This window comes from Paraburkholderia sp. BR10954 (genome assembly GCF_040965775.1).
Taxonomy (GTDB): Bacteria; Pseudomonadota; Gammaproteobacteria; order Burkholderiales; family Burkholderiaceae; genus Paraburkholderia; species Paraburkholderia youngii.
Genome location: NZ_JBFRCK010000001.1, coordinates 453,368 through 469,682, shown reverse-complemented (window position 1 = coordinate 469,682; position 16,315 = coordinate 453,368). Strand labels below are relative to the sequence as shown.

Below are 16,315 nucleotides of genomic sequence, written 5' to 3'. Positions count from 1 at the left end.
GTGTGCGGAGCGAAAAACATGGAAGATTGTCTGGAATCGGCTGTTGCACGGTTCGATGGATCGGCTGTAGCGAGCGCGGCGTCTGAGTAAGCGCACCTGTTTTCCTCCGTGTCCGTATCGATTGCTAGTCTCTGTTACAACGCGTTCCGTCGCGAGATGACGGGTTAATTGCTTTTTTTGATCCTCATGCAGATCGAGATCGTTGGCCGCGAGTCTGCCGAAGCGCTATTGGAGGGTGGGAAGCACCTGCTCGAGATGGTTGCTTTGGGATTGCCATTGCTCGGAGTATTGAATGAGATTCGGAAGCTCGCCGAGGAACTCGCGGGCGGGTGTCGGTGTGGCATATCGATGATCGATGCCGATAACCTGAAATCGCTGCGGGCGGATGCGTCGAATTTTACGCAGCCCGATGCTACGGCGAATGTAGATATCATCTGTAACGAATCTGGACCGTGTGATCTGGCAATATCCTCCAAGGCTTCGATCATCGTATCGGATATAGCATCGGACACCCGATGGTCGCCAGCGTGGCGAGAGCGGAATCTCGCAGACGGGAAGCGGGCTTGCTGGGCGGTGCCGATCCTGTCACGTGCCGACGAAGCGTTGGGAAGTTTCACTCTCTATTCGCCGGCATCCGGAGATCCCACCCCGTTCCAACGTGATCTGATGGCGGAGTTCGCGCACATCGTGAGCGTGGCGACCGAACGGGCAAAGATCGACCTGGCGCTGAGAAGAAGCGAGGAAAGCTTTCGGGCGATGGTGGAAACGACACCCGAATGCGTGAAGGTCATCACACGCAACGGTACGCTGCTGCGTGTCAATTCTGCAGGAAGCGACCTGGCTGGTGCATCGGGTCCGGACGCACTCGTCGGGAAATGCTTTTACGATTTCGTCGCGCTCGAACATCGCGAACAGTACGTCGACTTCAATCAGGACATCTGCTCGGGCAAAACGGGTTTTCTGGAATTCGACATCATCACGTTGCTCGGTGAGCGCCGTCATATGGAAACGCACGCGGCGCCATTGCAGAGCAGCGACGGATCGATCGTGCAATTGGGAGTGACGCGCGACATCACAGCACGCAACCAGGCGGCCGAGCAATTACAGAAAAGTGCCGCGCTGATGGCCAAAGTCGAACAGATCAGTTTGAGCGGAAGTTTCTGCTGGCGCCCGTCGAGTGGCGAGATCAGTTGTTCGGAACAACTCTACCGAATCTACGGAGTCGAGCATGGAGCACGGATAACGATGGATATCGTCAAGGCGCGGGTTCACCCAGGCGATCGTCATATCGTCGATAACGCGCTGGCTCTGGCCCGTGATGGTAAGGATCTGGAGTGCGATTACCGTCTGCTCCTGCCCGATGGCATGCTCAAGTATGTGCGCATGCAGGCGCATGCGACGTTTAGTTCGCAAGGCCAACTGGACTTCATTGGCGCGGTGCAGGATGTGACTGAGCGCAGGCAGTCCGAGGAAGCGCTCTATGGCTTGCGCGCAGAACTGGCGCATGTAAGCCGCGTCAGCGGTCTGGGTGCACTGTCTGCTTCCATCGCACATGAGATTAATCAGCCGCTCGCTGGCATCATGACTAATGCCCGGATCCTGGCGCGATTGCTGAGTGCGCAGCCGCCCAATGTCGAAGGTGCGCTAGAGACGGCGCAACGCACCATCCGCGACGGGCAGCGCGCTTCGGAGGTGGTGACCCGCCTGCGGGCGATGTTCAGAAAAGAAATTGTCGTGACCGATAGCGTGGACCTGGGCGATGCCGCACGCGAGGTCATCGAGTTGTTACGTAGCGAAATCCGCAGGAAACGGATTGTGCTGCATTTGAACATGGCGGACGACCTTCCTCCTGTCGCAGGCGACAAGGTCCAACTTCAGCAGGTAATACTGAACCTGCTGCTCAACGCCGTCGAGGCGATGCAGGGCGTCGGTGACCGTCCGAGGCGGATACTGGTAAGGATCGACCCGGACTACGGTGACCGGCTACGCGTCGCCGTGACCGACACCGGGACAGGGTTTAAGCCAGAGGACGCGGCCAGACTTTTTGACGCGTTCTACACGACCAGACGAGAAGGGATGGGTATGGGCCTGTCCGTGAGCCGCCATATCATCGAGCGCCACGGAGGCCGGCTGTGGGCGACCTCGAACGAACAGTTCGGCGCCACGTTTCTATTCTCCGTCCCCTGCGGCGCAGGTTCCAGGTCGCAGACCGATGCTTCTGGCTGCAGGCTCCAGCATGCACACGCCGCGATGTGTGACGCGACGAGGCACCCGCTATGACGGAACAGCCGCTTATCGCTGCAGTCGATGACGACGAGTCGGTGCGTGAATCGCTGCACGAACTGCTGCGTGAATTCGATTTTTCTGTCAGTGCGTTTTTATCTGCGGAAGCGTTTCTGGCCTCCGGCTGTGTAGACGATGCACAGTGTCTCGTGCTCGATATCGACATGCCAGGTATGTCCGGCTTTGACCTGCAGCAGGAACTGCGGCGGCGTGGAGAAAACGTTCCCATTGTTTTCATCAGTGCGCATGCGGACGAGATTGTCCGTTCTCAGGTGCTCGAACAGGGTGCAGTCGCATGCCTGTGCAAACCGTTTATCTGCGCGGCGAGCGTATCGGCAATAGCACCCGCGTTGCCCATTGAATTCGGGCGATGCGTCCCAGTTGCACTGTTCTCAACGATCGAGTGCATTGGCAAGGGCATGTGCGCCACAGTGCTCGCATTCCTTTCCCTATGCAAGAGATAATCAAATTCAAAAGAGGAGCTTGTATGCCAGACGATTTCGATCTTCAGCACCTCGCACGCCCACGCTTTATCGGTATGGCAGCGGCGGCGACCATAGCTACCGCCTCGCTCACGAGTATTGTGTTCGCGCGAGCTTCCAGTTGCTGCGATGACCTGAGCATGGCGACGCGTTGGTGCCGTGATGCGGTCGAAGTATCTCGGCCGTCAGGATTGCGCAGGCTCGGCCTGGCTAGGTAATGTGTGGAAAGGAATTGAACCTCGAGAGGAGAGTAGTGATGGAAGATCAGATGGACACACGTCGCCGGCACTTCCTCGCCGTGGCTGCTGTGAGCGTAGGAGCAATGGAACTCGGCCTGGGAGCGCCCGCATTGGCCGCATCCAGCGATGGCGCCGAGTTGGATCCGTACACTCGCCGGCTGGCTTCTCAGCTATCGTTCGACAGGATCAGGCAGATCGATGCGGGCGCTCTGAATGTCGGATATGCGGAAGTCGGTCCGGGCGACGGCCCCGCCGTGATCCTGCTTCACGGTTGGCCGTACGATATTCACAGTTTCGCCGATGTTGCGCCGCGCGTTGCGCGGGCGGGTTATCGCGTGATCGTTCCGCACCTGCGCGGTCATGGAACGACGCAGTTTCTATCAAGCGATACGGTGCGCAATGGTCAGCAGTCGGTACTGGCCGTGGACGTCATCGCATTGATGGATGCATTGAAAATCCAGAGGGCGATCATTGGTGGTTTTGATTGGGGCGCGCGTACGGCCAATGTCGTCGCTGCGCTATGGCCGGACCGCTGCAAGGCGCTGGTGTCGGTGAGCGGTTACCTGATCGGCAACCATGCGGCCAACAAGGCGCCGTTGCAGCCGAAGGCAGAGCTTGCGTGGTGGTATCAATTCTACTTCGCGACGGAACGCGGCAAACTCGGCTATGAAGCCAACCGCCACAATTTCGCGAAGCTCATTTGGCAACTTGCTTCGCCGAAATGGAACTTCGACGATGCCACATTCGAACGCTCGGCTGGCTCACTGCAGAACCAGGACCACGTTGCGATCGTGATCGACAATTACCGGTGGCGGTTAGGCCTCTCGGACGGCGAGCCGCAATACGATGCACTAGAACGGCGTCTTGCGGCAGCACCCGTCATCACGGTGCCGACGATCACGCTCGAAGGCGACGCGAATGGCGCGCCTCATCCGGAGCCGGCAGGGTATGCGAAGAGGTTCGTCGGCAAATACATTCACCGCAACATCACGGGCGGCGTCGGGCACAATCTGCCGCAAGAAGCGCCAGATGCGTTTGCCGACGCGGTGCTCGAAATCGCCAGTTATTAGGCTGGAAATCACTGACGATTTCAGTCGCAAAGGGCTCTGGACCTCGCCTTATTAATAATGCTACCAGCTCGCAGATTGTTGGCTATCCTGAAAGTTAACGCGCCCATTCGACGCAAAACCAGTCACGCCATCAGAACTTTCATTTTGACTCTAACCGGAGATTTTCATGCCCGTCTTTCACGCTCACATTCCCGCTGGCCGATTCTCAAAGGAACAAAAGAAAGCGATCGGCAATGCCTTGAACCAATCGCTCGTCGAGGCCCTCGGCATTCCGCCCGGCGACCGCTTTATCATCGTCAGCGAACATCAGGAGGACGAGCTCTTCATCGACCCGACCTTCATGGATATGAACCGAACTGCTGACGCAATGATCATCACGGTGCAACTCGGCGCGCACCGCCCTGCCGAGGACAAGCAGAAATTGCAATCTGCCATAGCCCGGCTTCTGGAGGAGACCGTGGGCATATCGCCCGACGACGTCTTTACTTCGCTTATTCCAGTACCCAATGAAAATTTCTCGTTTGGTCGCGGAATCGCGCAACTCGCGGGTATCGCGCCGCGCTGGTAGCGCGAGCCGATGTCTGTAGCCCAACTTTTGGAGGCGCAACGAGACTGGCACGCAAGGACCCATCTGCGACGCTCACGCGGGCTGGTTCAGGGCCGCCGCGCATGGCGGCGCCCTTGAAAGCCGACGGAGACAACGCAATGCATTCAGTTCCCATGAGCCGTAAGCCGTCTTCGTCAGCGTGCTGAACGTCTATGTCTTGTATCCGTCACGACATTTCCTTGACGCAAAGGTTCGTGCTTTTATCCACCTCCTTCGCGAAGAAGTACCGTCGATGTTGGAGGCGGATGAGCTCGCACTAGCAACGATCGACGGATGATCGTCAAAATCTCAGGTGTGCGATTTACAGACATCATTTAACTTCCTTGAGGGCCGTTTTCTTGGCATGAGAGAGGTCGTAGTTCCGGCAGGAACTCCCAGCTCTGTCAACGGTAGAACCAGAATTCGTTAAGGGCCAGTCAGTCGTGAGCGTTCGACCTTGCAGTTGAAATGCTCCGAGCGCGGCGGAATCGGTCGAAATTTTTAATGTATTCGTCCATCGGACGCCGCTGCACTGACTCGGCAAAAACTCGGCACCCCGATCAGTCTGTATACGCTGGATCGGAAACGGCATTCCCTCGATGACGCGATCAAGAAAAAGCAGTGTACTGCGAGCATTTCTGCGCGGCTATACAGCCAACACGCGATAGCGCGAGCAGTCGTCGATCGCCGTGTATTGGTAGACAGCTCGCGCGATCTTCATCGTGTACATCCGGACCCGATCCCCATAAACCGGGACGGCTGTAGCGTTCCGGTTGTGCCGGCCGCCTGGAGCGGATTAAGGGTTCACAGAGGCTTCGCACAGAACCGATGCTCCTCTCCATGGACCACCGGCCATTTGAGATGCGTGCACAAAAGTCAGCACGAGAAAAAGCTTCGCGTCAAAGATGCAGCTTGAACCAGTCGAGCGCCTCTCGGGACGAGGTCGGCAGTTCCGCCAGGTATGGATCGAAGTGGCCGCCCTTGAGCATGACTATCCGTTTTGGTTCCAGTGCTTGCTCGTATGCCTTGAGCGCCAGATCGGTCGGTGCGATATGGTCGTGCTCAGCTACCAGCATCAGTAGCGGCGTCGGCGACACGCGATCAATGAACACACCTGGCGAGTACATGCGTGCCCAGCGTGTCGAGCGCAGTGAGAGCCGATTTTCCCAAACGCCTTCGGGCAATGCCTGAAGGTAAAAGCTCACGGCATCCGCGGCTCGATAAGCCGCCGGTTTGTCCGGATCGCTGCTCACGATCTGCTGCATTGCCGGTGCCTCGCCAGCGAGTTGTGCCCGATCGTCGGCCACGAACCTCGCCTCGATGTCAGCAACCGCTTCCGCCGGCACGCGTCGCAGCCCGCTTGCATGGCCGTCAACGGTGGGCGCTTGCGACACCACAGCTTTCAGGCGTCGGTCCGTTGCACCGAGCACAATGGCATGTCCGCCGGCAAAGCTGGTACCCCAGATGCCGATTCGATTCGCATCTACTTCCGGCTGCGCTTGCAAATAGGAGATCGCTCGACGCCAATCGTCAATTTGCTGCCAAGGGTTAATGTCTTGCCGGGGCAAGCCTCCACTGTCTCCGAAGCTGCGGTGGTCGTGCAGCAGTGCGACAAAGCCAGCCTCTGCAAACGCTTCCGCAAACGGTTCGATGCCATGGTATCGAGTCCCCGCGAAGCCATGCGCCATGGTGATGGCCGGCATAGGGCCGTTCTGTCGCTCCGGCACGAATAACCATGCCGACAGTTCGACGCCACCCTCAACGGGGAAATTTACGTCCCGCTTCTCAAACATCTGTACACTCCTGGTCGTCATTCGCCGAGTTCGCCAAGCAGTCGAGCGAGGTCAAGTTCTGCTTCCCGAGTTTGGAAGCCGCGCGCCATGGCGCCTGCCATGCGGCGTTGCGCTGTTTCTTTCTGCACGTCTTCTCCAAAGAGCTCGGAGTCCCGCCGGAAGTCGTCGACCGGAGCGAGGGCAATCGCATTCACGCGCGCCTTAACGACGGCATGTCCAGCCGCAGGAAAGCATGCAATGCGACGTGCAAGCGACGCGACGTACGAATCGAGCTCCGTGGCGGAAAGCGCCCGGTTGATCCACCCGTACCGCTCTGCGATATCGGCGTCGTAATCCGACGCGCTCAGCATGACTTCCAGTGCCCTACCTCTGCCCATCAGGCGGGTCAGGAACTGCGCCGCGCCGCCGCCGGGAAGCAATCCGAACGCTGCCTCCATCTGGCTGAATACTGCCGTTTCGCGTGCTGCGTAGCGCATGTCGCACGCCAGCACAAATTCGCTGCCGGCACCGCGCACACGCCCTTCGATCTGCGCGATGGAGACAAGACGACTTGCACTCAGGTGTCGAAACAGCAGAGCGATCGATGGCTCGCCGGTCAATTTCGCGGCTTCCTCACGGTACTCCTTCACCTTGGTCACGTCGACGTGAGAGATGAAGTAGTCGGGATCGACACTGCGGAATACAAGGACCTTGGTACGGTCGTCGGCTTCTGCATTTCGGATCACGGTAATCAGATCACGCACGAGCGCGGGCCCGAGCAGATTCATGGGCGGCGCGTCGATTTCGATGAACAGAACCGCGCCCTCGCGCTTCACTTTGAGCGTATCAAGCATCATGGATGACTTCCTAACGACCGGCTAGCAATTGAATTTGGTGCAGGACGCCCGAGGCGCTGACGCCATGTGACACAGGCCGCACGGAGAGAATCTATGCCTCTCCCGATCTGCTGAGCAGCTATCGCCGCCAACAAGATCTCCATCGCCTGCAGTCGGCATAGAAAAACGTCGCAAACCCCTGCAGTGCCGCCACATGCCGCGCAACACCTGCTGTGCTGCACTACGGCCGGTCATGCGGTGAGAGAAGATCGCAAGCATGATCACCATGAATAGGAACGACGCAATCACACCGCTCGTTTTGGAGCCGACATAACGCGCAACCAGCGTTACGCTGACGACTAGGCCCGCGATGAGCGCCATGCGCGAGGGAGTTCCACCACGGCGGATCGAGCCTGTCGGTTTTGGCTGGTTTGTTGGGGATGAGATTCAGTGCGAGCGTGACGCCCAGGATAGCAACAAGAAATAGTCCGGCATGTGGCAGCGCGCTCCGCTGCAAGAGGCCAGCTACGATCGAAAACGTCGCACGGCCGCCTGCCAGCGCCATAGGCCATCCCAATTTCGCCAGCCTGCAATAGGCAATGCAAAAGGCCGCTTGCGCAGCCGTGGCTACGAGCACCCTGCCCGTAGCCTGCGCTGCAAAGGCGTGCCTTTGCTCAAGTGCGAGAAACACTGAGATCGGCCCCGACGTCAGTGGCATCTCTACCAGCAATCCGCTAATTGCCTGACCCCAGCGGCGACCGGCAAGGCTTGCAGCCAACAGCAACAGCAGTGTTACGACGAGCTTGAACTCAAGAACCATGATCACGGATTCAACTCAAGGAATGCCAGTCTTGAAGGACGTACGCGAGCCGCCGCTCTTTTGTGTCAGACGAATGGCGCGATGTTGGCCATCGCGCGCGTCACGTAGGTCTCCTTCTCCCCCACTGGGGCGACATGCTGCATCGCGGCGCGCGCAGCCTCGACGCCCGCCGGACGCGCGATCACCCACGCGGCCAGATACTGCGACGACAGGCACCCGCCTGCCGTCGCGACGTTTCCCTTCGCCGCAAACGGCCTATTGACCACCGCCACGCCCGCCTCTTCGACCCACGGTTTGGTGGTCAGGTCCGTACAGGCCGGAACGCCATCCAGCAGGCCCAGCTTCGCGAGTATCAGCGTGCCCGAGCATTGCGCGCCCACAAGCTGGCGCGCCGGATCGAGCCGCAACTGCAACATCAGCGCGGCATCCGCGGCAACCGCGCGTGTCTGTATTCCGCTGCCGACCAGCACCGCGTCGGCCTCACATGCGTCCTTTAGCGTCGCTTGCGCCTCCAGCACCACGCCATTCATCGACCGCACTTTCGCAGTCGGGCTGGCGATCGCAACCCGCCAGCCCGGCTTCTTGACCCGGTTGAGGATGTTCAGCGCGATCAGCGAGTCGAGTTCGTTGAAGCCTTCGCAGGTCAGAATGGCGATGTGCATGGCGTCCTCGTGTGGAGAGGTTGTGCGACACCATGGTAGGGTCGATAATCGATACAATCAAATCATTGTCATGGATACATTGAGCCATGCCTGAGGCCCGCTACAAGCAAGTGGTTGATCGCCTGGCGGCTGACATCCGCGACGGTCGCCTGCGTCCGGGGACGCGTCTGCCTACGCACCGCGAGCTGGCTGCTCGTGAGGGCCTGGCACTAGTCACGGCGACGCGTGTCTATGCGGAGCTACAGACGATGGGTCTGGTGAGCGGCGAAACCGGCCGTGGCACCTTCGTCAAGGAGCCTCTCCCTCGTGGTGAAGGCGTTGACTTGCACGCATGGAGCTCCGTAACAATCGACCTGAGCTTCAACTACCCCTCTGCGCCGGGTCAGACAGACCTCCTCCGGGCAGCGCTGCGCCAGCTCGCGGCGGCCGGCGACCTGGAGTCGCTGCTTCGATACCAGCCGCACGGTGGGCGCGAGCACGAGCGCGCGACGGCGGCACGCCACCTGGCCAGCCGGGGTCTGGCAGCAACGGCCGGAACCACATTGCTCGTGAGCGGGGCACAGCACGGACTGACGACGTCTGCCATGGCGCTACTTGAACCCGGCGACCTGGTTGCCGTGGACGCGCTAACTTACCCGGGATTCAAGCTCGCCGCCGAGGCCAATCGACTTGAACTCGCGCCGATTCCAGCCGCTGGGCGTGGTCCCGATCTGGACGCATTGACGGCCCTGTGCAAACGACGACGCGTACGCGCCGTCTACGCGATGCCTACGCTGCACAACCCGCTCGGCTGGGTCATGAGCGCCAGCCGTCGCCGCGAGCTTGTCAGGATCGCCCGACAGCATGGACTGATCCTTATCGAGGACGCGGCCTACGCGTACCTCGCCGAAGACGCTCCGCCGCCGTTAGCATCGATTGCTCCGGAAACGACGGTCTATGTCTCAAGCCTGTCGAAGAGTGTCGCGACGGGTCTGCGCGTCGGTTTCGTCTGCGCACCACGCGAATGGATTCCAAAGTTTGAACGGGCGATCCGGACAACGACGTGGAATACCCCGGCAACCATGACAGCGATCGCCTGCAACTGGATAGACGACGGCACGGTGGCACGGCTCGAAGACGAGAAGCGTCGGGACGCCACGATGCGGCAAAGTCTCGCCACCGAAGCTCTCGGCAAGCTCACGACGATCAGCCATCCCGCCTCGTACTTCATCTGGATTCCTCTGGCACAGGAAGTTCGCGCCGACGCGATTGCGATGGCGTTGATGCGCGAACGCATTTCGGTGTCGACTGCCCTGCCGTTCGCCACATCGACTCAGGTGCCTCATGCGATTCGACTGGCGATTGGGTCCGTCGATCTGCCCACGCTGCGACGATCGCTGGAGACCGTGGCCCGGATTATTGCCGAACAGACCTACTAACAGGCAGTCGCAGGGGCGCAGTCTGTCCAGCAGTATTGTCTGGCCTTGTAGTGCAGCACGGCGGCGTCGTACGCGTCGATCGACGCGCGGCGCTGCGCGAACAGCGCGCCGCCATGGAAGATCGGCTGCGAGAGGCTCGCTCCGATGGCCCACAGTCCGCCCGCACCCGAAACGACTGCCGGCCAGCTGAAGCCGCCGCGCCCCATCGCGCCCGTCAGCGACAGGCTCGGGAAGAGTTGCGCCGTTGCCTCGCCCACGTCGGCGGCTGCGGCCTTGACGGCGGCGTCCGCTGCCTGGATATCCGGGCGCGAGCGCAACAGGTCATGAAGGCACGGCGACGGGCACGTGCTCGGGCAGCGACAGGCTGTCCAGATCCGGCACGCTCGGGGCATTGTCCGGTGTCCGGCCGATCAGCACCGCGAGTGCATGAACCGCAGTCGCGCGTTGCTGACGCAGCGCGGGCAACGTCGCTGCGATGGAAGCCGCGTCCTGTTTCGACTCGAACGCCTGGGCTCGCGCGACCGCGCCGCGCGCGTAGCGCTGCGGTCTTCGTTCGCCGCATCGTTCGACACGGCGACGAGCCGCTCGGTGAGCGCGATCTCCCGGTCGAGGGCCGCCACATTGATCGTGGCCGCCACGATGTTCGCGGCGAGCGCACGGCGCGACGCTTCCAGCTCGAACGCCTGCACATTCACACGGGCCGCGCTCGCGGAATTCGCACAGCGCGTTTGGCCGAACAGGTCGAACGTGTAATGCGCCTGCAGCTGCCCGGCAAAGAAGTTGTATTGCACCTGCTCGGGCAGACCGAGCTGGGGCGCGACCGGTGAGCGGGCGCGCTGGACCTGCGCCGTGCCATCGATCGATGGCAGCGTCGATGAGCCGATCTACGCGCGCAACTGCTCCTGCGCCGAGGCAAGCGTACGCTGCGTTGCCGCGTCCGTCGCAGTCGTGGAAGCGGCTTTGGGAGCCGCCATATCCATCTGTCCGCCGCGTGCGTGGAACGCGAGCCAAATGAGCGCGACGAACGGCAGCAATAGTGCCCAGAACCCGACATGCCGATATGCGAGCGCGCCTGCGATGGCTCCCGCAGCGAATACGAGAATGGTCGGCAGCATCTTGCCGAGACGCATTCGCGCCACCGCTCGTGCGTCGGCTGACACCTGCGGAGACAGAATGTCGATCGCATCGAGCACGGCCTGCGTCACGTTGCCCGTCATCACGGTGTTGGGCACACCGGGACGCGCGACAAGCCGGCCGTGCGCATTCTGCACGCCCATTGCTGCCGCGCCGACCATCCCGCAGACAATGACGGGCATGCTGTCCGCATGCACGACGGGCGAGACGCCGACACCCGCGATGCAAAAGGCCAGCATGAGCGCCGCCTGGAGTGCATAGAGAAGACACGCCGCACGGTTGGGCGTCGCGGGTTCGACGCTCTTCACGAGCACGCTGCTGACGACCACGCCCGCAACGAATGAGGGGAATGCCATCAGCTTCATGAACACGCCCTGGCCGAAGCCTGCCGCCTCGGCGCCGATCAGCACGAAATTGCCCGTGACGTGTGCGGTGAACAGCCCGAAAAGCGCGACAAAGCTGAGCGTATCCACATAGCCTGCGATGGCGGCGAGCACGCTGTCTTCAGATTTCATCGATCGTCTCCCGTCCCAGGGATGTCATCAAAGCGGACCGCATGGGCGCGCTCGTCAGGCATGCGCGTGGGGGCCGGCAAGCAGCCGCACGCAGCACGCCGCGCTTACTGCGCCGCTGCATGTATCTCGGCGATGTAACCACCGGGGAACTGCACGACTGCGGCTTCACGCTTATCGGAAGTGAACGGCGGGATCAGCACCGTCACCCCTGCCGCCTTCGCCTTTTGCAGCGTGTCGCTGAGATTCGTCACTTCATATCCCGTCATCTCGCGGCCGAACGGATAGGGCAAGTGGCCGTCCGTCGCTAGCACGGTCACCTTGCCGAAACCCGACTCGATCCGCACACGCCGGTACGTATCGCCCGGCCGGCCAATTTCGACGCCAGGCGCGTTGTGATCATCTGAAACAACTTTGCCATGCGAAAAAGCCACGAAGTTGCGAATCAGTAAATTGGCGCGCTCCGGCGACACGTAAACCCGGTTCTCCGGCACTGTCTGAAGGGGATCATAGTTCGGCGCCTGGTTGTGCCAGTACAACTGCATGCTGACGCCGCCAGGCCAGGTGATGATCGCGTCGCGGCCGATCGGATCGGGGAACGTCGCCACAATGACGTCAGCGTGGTGGCTCTTGGCCGATTTGACGGCGGCGTCGATATTGGTCACAAGATATCCGGTGCGCTCGCTACCGAACGGATGCGGCACAGGCGTCTTGTAGCCGAACACCGACAACGTCCCGACAGGTGTGAAGACGAGTTGCGACATCGTCTGGCTCGATGTGGGCGTCACCTGAAAAACGCCCTGCTGTGACTTGTGGCCGCCGAAGGTCGCAACAAGGCTATCGGTGAACTTGTCGAAGTCTTCCGGAGCAATATAGACATGTGTGGTGCCGTATTGCGGCCCCACAGCGACCTGGGGTTCCCCAGTTGGCCGTGGAAGTCTTGGCGGTGTGGCCGGCGCGACTGACGATGCAGCGAGACAGATGACGCCAAGCGCTGTCGCTACCAGGGAACGGAGGTTACGCATGATGTTGAAAATCCGTTGAGTTTTTACTGAACTCCGCCATGGACGGAGGAATGTTTGATGCCGACAAGGCATGTCGCCATGACGAGCGCAGCGATGAATCCGAGATGCTCGAAGAAGGCGTTCAACGCGAAAAAGTGCGCGTCGCCCGCTAAGTTCCAGAAGTCATTCGCGACGAACATCGCAACAGCCGTCAATGCGGCCAGGGCACCCGCGCCCAGCCAGACGAAGCGGTTCGCGACCACGCAGGCCGAGCCGCCAAGCTCCACGACGATTGCGAGCGCCGCCCACAGCCATCCCGGATGCAGCCCGAAATGCTCCTGCTCAAGCACGGCAACATGAAAGTTCGTGAGCTTGGCAACGCCTCCGATCACATACGCGGACACGAGCGCCGCGCGCACCACCACCATCAGCAGCCGGCGCTGCGCGAGCATCGCGGCGATCCAGTGCGGATTCTCTTGTGCGCGCGTGCTCATGTCAGACCGCCCAGCAGGCGCAGCCAAGCGCGCCCCAGAACGAGCGCAGGTCTGACGCCGGCGCGTTGTTGGACCAGGCGCGCGCGTGGTCGTGTCCATGCACGGCGCAACCATTCGAGCAGCCGCACGACGTCGCCGCCATCTGCTGCAACGAAGCCTCGCCCTCGCCCTTCGAATCCTTCCACGCAGCGAAGCCCCCGAAGCGACGCACGGGCGACCAGTCGGGCATCGCCGGAGGCGGCGCGCTGTCGTCGAGATGAGCGAACGCTTCGGCGCCGAACACGATGCGGCCGCCGACAATCGTCAGATGCGAGACCATACCCGCGATCTCGTCCTCGGGGCAGGTGAAGAAGTCGCGGTCGGGAACGATCAGGTCCGCGAGCTGACCCACCGCGATCTGGCCTTTCTTGTCTTCTTCGTTGGAAAACCAGGTGCCCTTCTCGGTCCACATCCGCAGCGCCGTATCGCGGTCAAGGCGATTGCGCTCCGGATAGAGGCGCAGGCCGCCGACCGTCTTGCCCGTCACGAGCCACGCAAGCGACACCCAAGGGTTGTACGATGCGACACGCGTCGCGTCCGTGCCCGCCGACGTTCGCACACCCTTCTCGAGCATGCGCGCGATAGGCGGCGTCGCCTCGGCTACCGCCGCGCCGTAACGTTCGAGGAAATACTCCCCCTGATAGGCCATTCTGTGTTGAACCGCTACGCCTCCGCCGAGCGCCGCGATACGGTCCATCGAACGCTCGGAGATCGTCTCGGCGTGATCGAAGAACCAGTGGATGCCGTCAAGCGGAAAGTCGCGGTTGACCTTCTCGAAGACATCCAGTGCGCGGCTGATGGTCTCGTCATAGGTTGCGTGCATGCGCCATGGCCAGCGGTTTTCGGCGAGCACGCGCACGACCTCTTCCAGTTCATTTTCCATCTGCGGCGGCATGTTCGGGCGCGGCTCGCGAAAGTCCTCGAAGTCCGCAGCGGAGTACGCCAGCATCTCGCCTGCGCCGTTGTGGCGGAAGTAGTCGTCGCCCTGCTTGTACTTCGATGTCTTCGTCCAATTCAGGAAGTCCTGCTTCTCTGCCTTCGGCTTCTGCGTGAAGAGGTTGTACGCGAGACGCACCGTCATCTGTCCGTCGTCGGCCAGCTTCTGGATGACCTCGTAGTCCTCCGGGTAGTTCTGGAAGCCGCCGCCTGCGTCGATGACACTCGTCACGCCGAGCCGGTTCAGCTCGCGCATGAAATGGCGCGTCGAATTGAGCTGATAGTCGAACGGCAGCTTCGGCCCCTTCGCCAGCGTCGCGTACAGGATCGACGCATTCGGTTTCGCGAGAAGCAGTCCCGTCGGGTTGCCGTCGCCGTCGCGCATGATCTGTCCGCCGGGCGGCTCGGGCGTGTCTTTCGTATAGCCGATCACGCGCAGCGCCGCGCCGTTCAGTAACGCCCGGTCGTAAAGATGCAGGATGAACACCGGCGTATCCGGTGCAACGGCATTCAGTTCCGCGATCGTGGGAAGCCGCTTCTCGACAAACTGCTGCTCGGTGAAGCCACCGACCACGCGGACCCATTGGGGTGGCGGCGTAACGGCAACCTGGCGCTTCAGCATGTTCATCGCATCGGCAAGCGAGCGCACGCCGTCCCACCGCAGTTCCATGTTGAAGTTCAAGCCGCCACGCACGACGTGTGTATGGTTGTCGATGAGCCCTGGAAGAACGGAACGTCCCTTTAGGTCAATCACTTTCGTCGCCGAACCGGTCAACGATATGACGTCGGCATTGTCCCCAACGGCAATGATTTCCCCGTGCTTGATGGCGACCGCGCTCGCGGTCGGGTTCGCCCGGTTCAGCGTCGTGAAGCGGCCGTTGTGCAGGATGAGGTCAGGGGCTGTTGCAGATGCTGTCATGAGCGTATTTCCTTGCTATTGGCTTTTTCGCGGCTGGCCTGTTCGACGGTATGCCGGCTCGGCAGCACGCCGGGCACGTGCGCTGCTCCGCGTGACTCGTTCAGAGCCGTCGGAAGCCGCGAGCCGAAAAGAAGATGCTTGCTTACGGGAATGATCTGCTCGCCGCCCAGGATACCGAGCAGGCCGACGAGCGCGACGAGCGGCGGCGCGGGCGAACGCAAATGCATCAGGCTGTAGATGACACCAACCAATATGCCGGCCCCCAGTGACAACAGATACACTTTCATCAACTCACCTTGCTCGCATCGTCGATTATGAAAACAGCGGCTGGCGCTCGAACGCGCCAGCCTTGCCACTTTTACGTGAGGTCAGTGACCCTCGCTGCCGCCGAACATGGTCTTCGCATAGATCAGGCCGAGACCGTAACCGCCACCGTGCTGGATCGACGTCGCCACCGTCTGGTTATATGTTTCGCTGCGCGCCCAGTCGCGCTGCAGTTCGAGCAGGTATTGCAGCGACGTCATCGGGCGCGCGCCCAGCTGGATCATCCGCTCCATGGCGCAATCGTGCGCTTCGTCGGAGACGTCGCCGCAGGCATCGGCGATCACATAGACTTCGAACCCCTGTTCGAGCGCCGAGAGCGCCGGTCCGACGATGCAAACCGATGTCCACAGTCCGGCGAGGACGATCTTGCTCTTCCCGTTGGCGTTGACGCGCTCTGCAATGCGCGCGTCTTCCCATGTATTCATGGTGGTGCGGTCAACCACGTCCGCTTCGGGGAACACCGAGCGGATCTCCTCGAACATCGGGCCCGAGAAGGTCTTCTCGGCGACCGTCGTGAGAATCACCGAAACGTTGAACTCCTTCGCCGCCTTCGACACGAGCGCTGCGTTGTTGCGCAGCGAGACGGCGTCGATCGATCTGGTGGCGAACGACATCTGCGACTGGTGATCAATCATGATCAGCGTGTGGTTACTGGGGTCGAGCAGTGTCTTGCCTGGTTGGGCTTTGGCTGTGGGCATCATTGCCTCCTTTAAATTGCCGGTTGTTACTGGAAAGAAGGGGGTGTCCTCGATCAATGCTTCGTTCGGAGTATTCATTGTCAGTTT

The 16,315-nt window shown here is 61.0% G+C and carries 17 protein-coding genes and 2 pseudogenes; 6 read left to right on the top strand and 13 right to left on the bottom strand.

All coding sequences use genetic code 11. The annotated features are described in order from the left end of the window. The first annotated feature begins 186 nt into the window (after window positions 1–186). From AB4Y34_RS02180 to AB4Y34_RS02160, 5 genes and pseudogenes are all read left to right on the top strand, one after another. The gene (locus AB4Y34_RS02180) at window positions 187–2,280 is read left to right on the top strand and encodes an ATP-binding protein (protein ID WP_368715099.1); all 2,094 of its coding nucleotides are present in this window, start codon (window positions 187–189) and stop codon (window positions 2,278–2,280) included. After that, window positions 2,277–2,747 (top strand): response regulator, encoded by a 471-nt coding sequence (locus AB4Y34_RS02175; RefSeq protein WP_368715098.1) that lies wholly within the window; start codon window positions 2,277–2,279, stop codon window positions 2,745–2,747. The genes AB4Y34_RS02180 and AB4Y34_RS02175 overlap by 4 nt, the downstream gene beginning before the upstream one ends. Before the next feature lie 274 nt (window positions 2,748–3,021). Then, complete coding sequence (locus AB4Y34_RS02170) at window positions 3,022–4,074, top strand: alpha/beta fold hydrolase (RefSeq protein ID WP_368715097.1); 1,053 nt, start codon at window positions 3,022–3,024, stop codon at window positions 4,072–4,074. 166 nt (window positions 4,075–4,240) lie between these two features. Continuing rightward, window positions 4,241–4,642 carry a tautomerase family protein gene (locus AB4Y34_RS02165; RefSeq protein WP_176384128.1) on the top strand — a complete coding sequence of 134 codons (402 nt, stop codon included), beginning with the start codon at window positions 4,241–4,243 and terminating at the stop codon, window positions 4,640–4,642. Window positions 4,643–4,820: 178 nt separating this feature from the next. Continuing rightward, window positions 4,821–4,958: pseudogene (locus AB4Y34_RS02160) on the top strand (LysR family transcriptional regulator); the annotation flags it as partial. 112 nt (window positions 4,959–5,070) lie between these two features. Here AB4Y34_RS02160 and AB4Y34_RS02155 read toward each other — a convergent pair. From AB4Y34_RS02155 to AB4Y34_RS02135, 5 genes and pseudogenes are all read right to left on the bottom strand, one after another. Continuing rightward, window positions 5,071–5,499, bottom strand: a pseudogene (locus AB4Y34_RS02155) (DDE-type integrase/transposase/recombinase); the annotation flags it as partial. Between the two features lie 60 nt (window positions 5,500–5,559). Beyond that, entirely contained in the window at window positions 5,560–6,453 is an 894-nt protein-coding gene (locus tag AB4Y34_RS02150) for an alpha/beta hydrolase (protein ID WP_368715096.1), read from the bottom strand. A gap of 17 nt (window positions 6,454–6,470) precedes the next feature. Next, window positions 6,471–7,289, bottom strand: coding sequence for an enoyl-CoA hydratase/isomerase family protein (locus AB4Y34_RS02145; RefSeq protein WP_368715095.1), 819 nt, complete (start codon window positions 7,287–7,289; stop codon window positions 6,471–6,473). Between the two features lie 220 nt (window positions 7,290–7,509). Continuing rightward, on the bottom strand, window positions 7,510–8,094 hold the full coding sequence (locus AB4Y34_RS02140) for a hypothetical protein (protein ID WP_368715094.1): 585 nt from the start codon (window positions 8,092–8,094) through the stop codon (window positions 7,510–7,512). 59 nt (window positions 8,095–8,153) lie between these two features. Further along, window positions 8,154–8,750 (bottom strand): DJ-1/PfpI family protein, encoded by a 597-nt coding sequence (locus AB4Y34_RS02135; protein WP_368715093.1) that lies wholly within the window; start codon window positions 8,748–8,750, stop codon window positions 8,154–8,156. Between the two features lie 86 nt (window positions 8,751–8,836). On the opposite strand from AB4Y34_RS02135, the gene AB4Y34_RS02130 reads away from it, so the two are divergent. Next, the gene (locus AB4Y34_RS02130) at window positions 8,837–10,168 is read left to right on the top strand and encodes a PLP-dependent aminotransferase family protein (RefSeq protein WP_176384141.1); all 1,332 of its coding nucleotides are present in this window, start codon (window positions 8,837–8,839) and stop codon (window positions 10,166–10,168) included. Here AB4Y34_RS02130 and AB4Y34_RS02125 read toward each other — a convergent pair. The 8 genes from AB4Y34_RS02125 to AB4Y34_RS02090 form a co-directional block, all read right to left on the bottom strand. Then, window positions 10,165–10,560 (bottom strand): TolC family protein, encoded by a 396-nt coding sequence (locus AB4Y34_RS02125; protein WP_368715092.1) that lies wholly within the window; start codon window positions 10,558–10,560, stop codon window positions 10,165–10,167. The genes AB4Y34_RS02130 and AB4Y34_RS02125 overlap by 4 nt on opposite strands. An 18-nt stretch (window positions 10,561–10,578) precedes the next feature. Continuing rightward, complete coding sequence (locus tag AB4Y34_RS02120; RefSeq protein ID WP_368715173.1) at window positions 10,579–11,028, bottom strand: hypothetical protein; 450 nt, start codon at window positions 11,026–11,028, stop codon at window positions 10,579–10,581. 24 nt (window positions 11,029–11,052) lie between these two features. After that, a complete protein-coding gene (locus AB4Y34_RS02115; protein ID WP_368715091.1) occupies window positions 11,053–11,817 on the bottom strand; it encodes a YoaK family protein in 765 nt (254 codons plus the stop codon). Between the two features lie 104 nt (window positions 11,818–11,921). After that, the gene (locus tag AB4Y34_RS02110; RefSeq protein ID WP_368715090.1) at window positions 11,922–12,839 is read right to left on the bottom strand and encodes a glyoxalase; all 918 of its coding nucleotides are present in this window, start codon (window positions 12,837–12,839) and stop codon (window positions 11,922–11,924) included. Window positions 12,840–12,862: 23 nt separating this feature from the next. Then, window positions 12,863–13,312, bottom strand: coding sequence for a DoxX family protein (locus AB4Y34_RS02105; RefSeq protein ID WP_368715089.1), 450 nt, complete (start codon window positions 13,310–13,312; stop codon window positions 12,863–12,865). Window position 13,313: 1 nt separating this feature from the next. Further along, window positions 13,314–15,206, bottom strand: coding sequence for an amidohydrolase (locus tag AB4Y34_RS02100; protein ID WP_368715088.1), 1,893 nt, complete (start codon window positions 15,204–15,206; stop codon window positions 13,314–13,316). Continuing rightward, a complete protein-coding gene (locus AB4Y34_RS02095) occupies window positions 15,203–15,493 on the bottom strand; it encodes a DUF1427 family protein (protein ID WP_368715087.1) in 291 nt (96 codons plus the stop codon). The genes AB4Y34_RS02100 and AB4Y34_RS02095 overlap by 4 nt, the downstream gene beginning before the upstream one ends. 81 nt (window positions 15,494–15,574) lie before the next feature. Next, window positions 15,575–16,228, bottom strand: coding sequence for a hydrolase (locus tag AB4Y34_RS02090; protein ID WP_368596309.1), 654 nt, complete (start codon window positions 16,226–16,228; stop codon window positions 15,575–15,577). Window positions 16,229–16,315 lie beyond the last annotated feature (87 nt).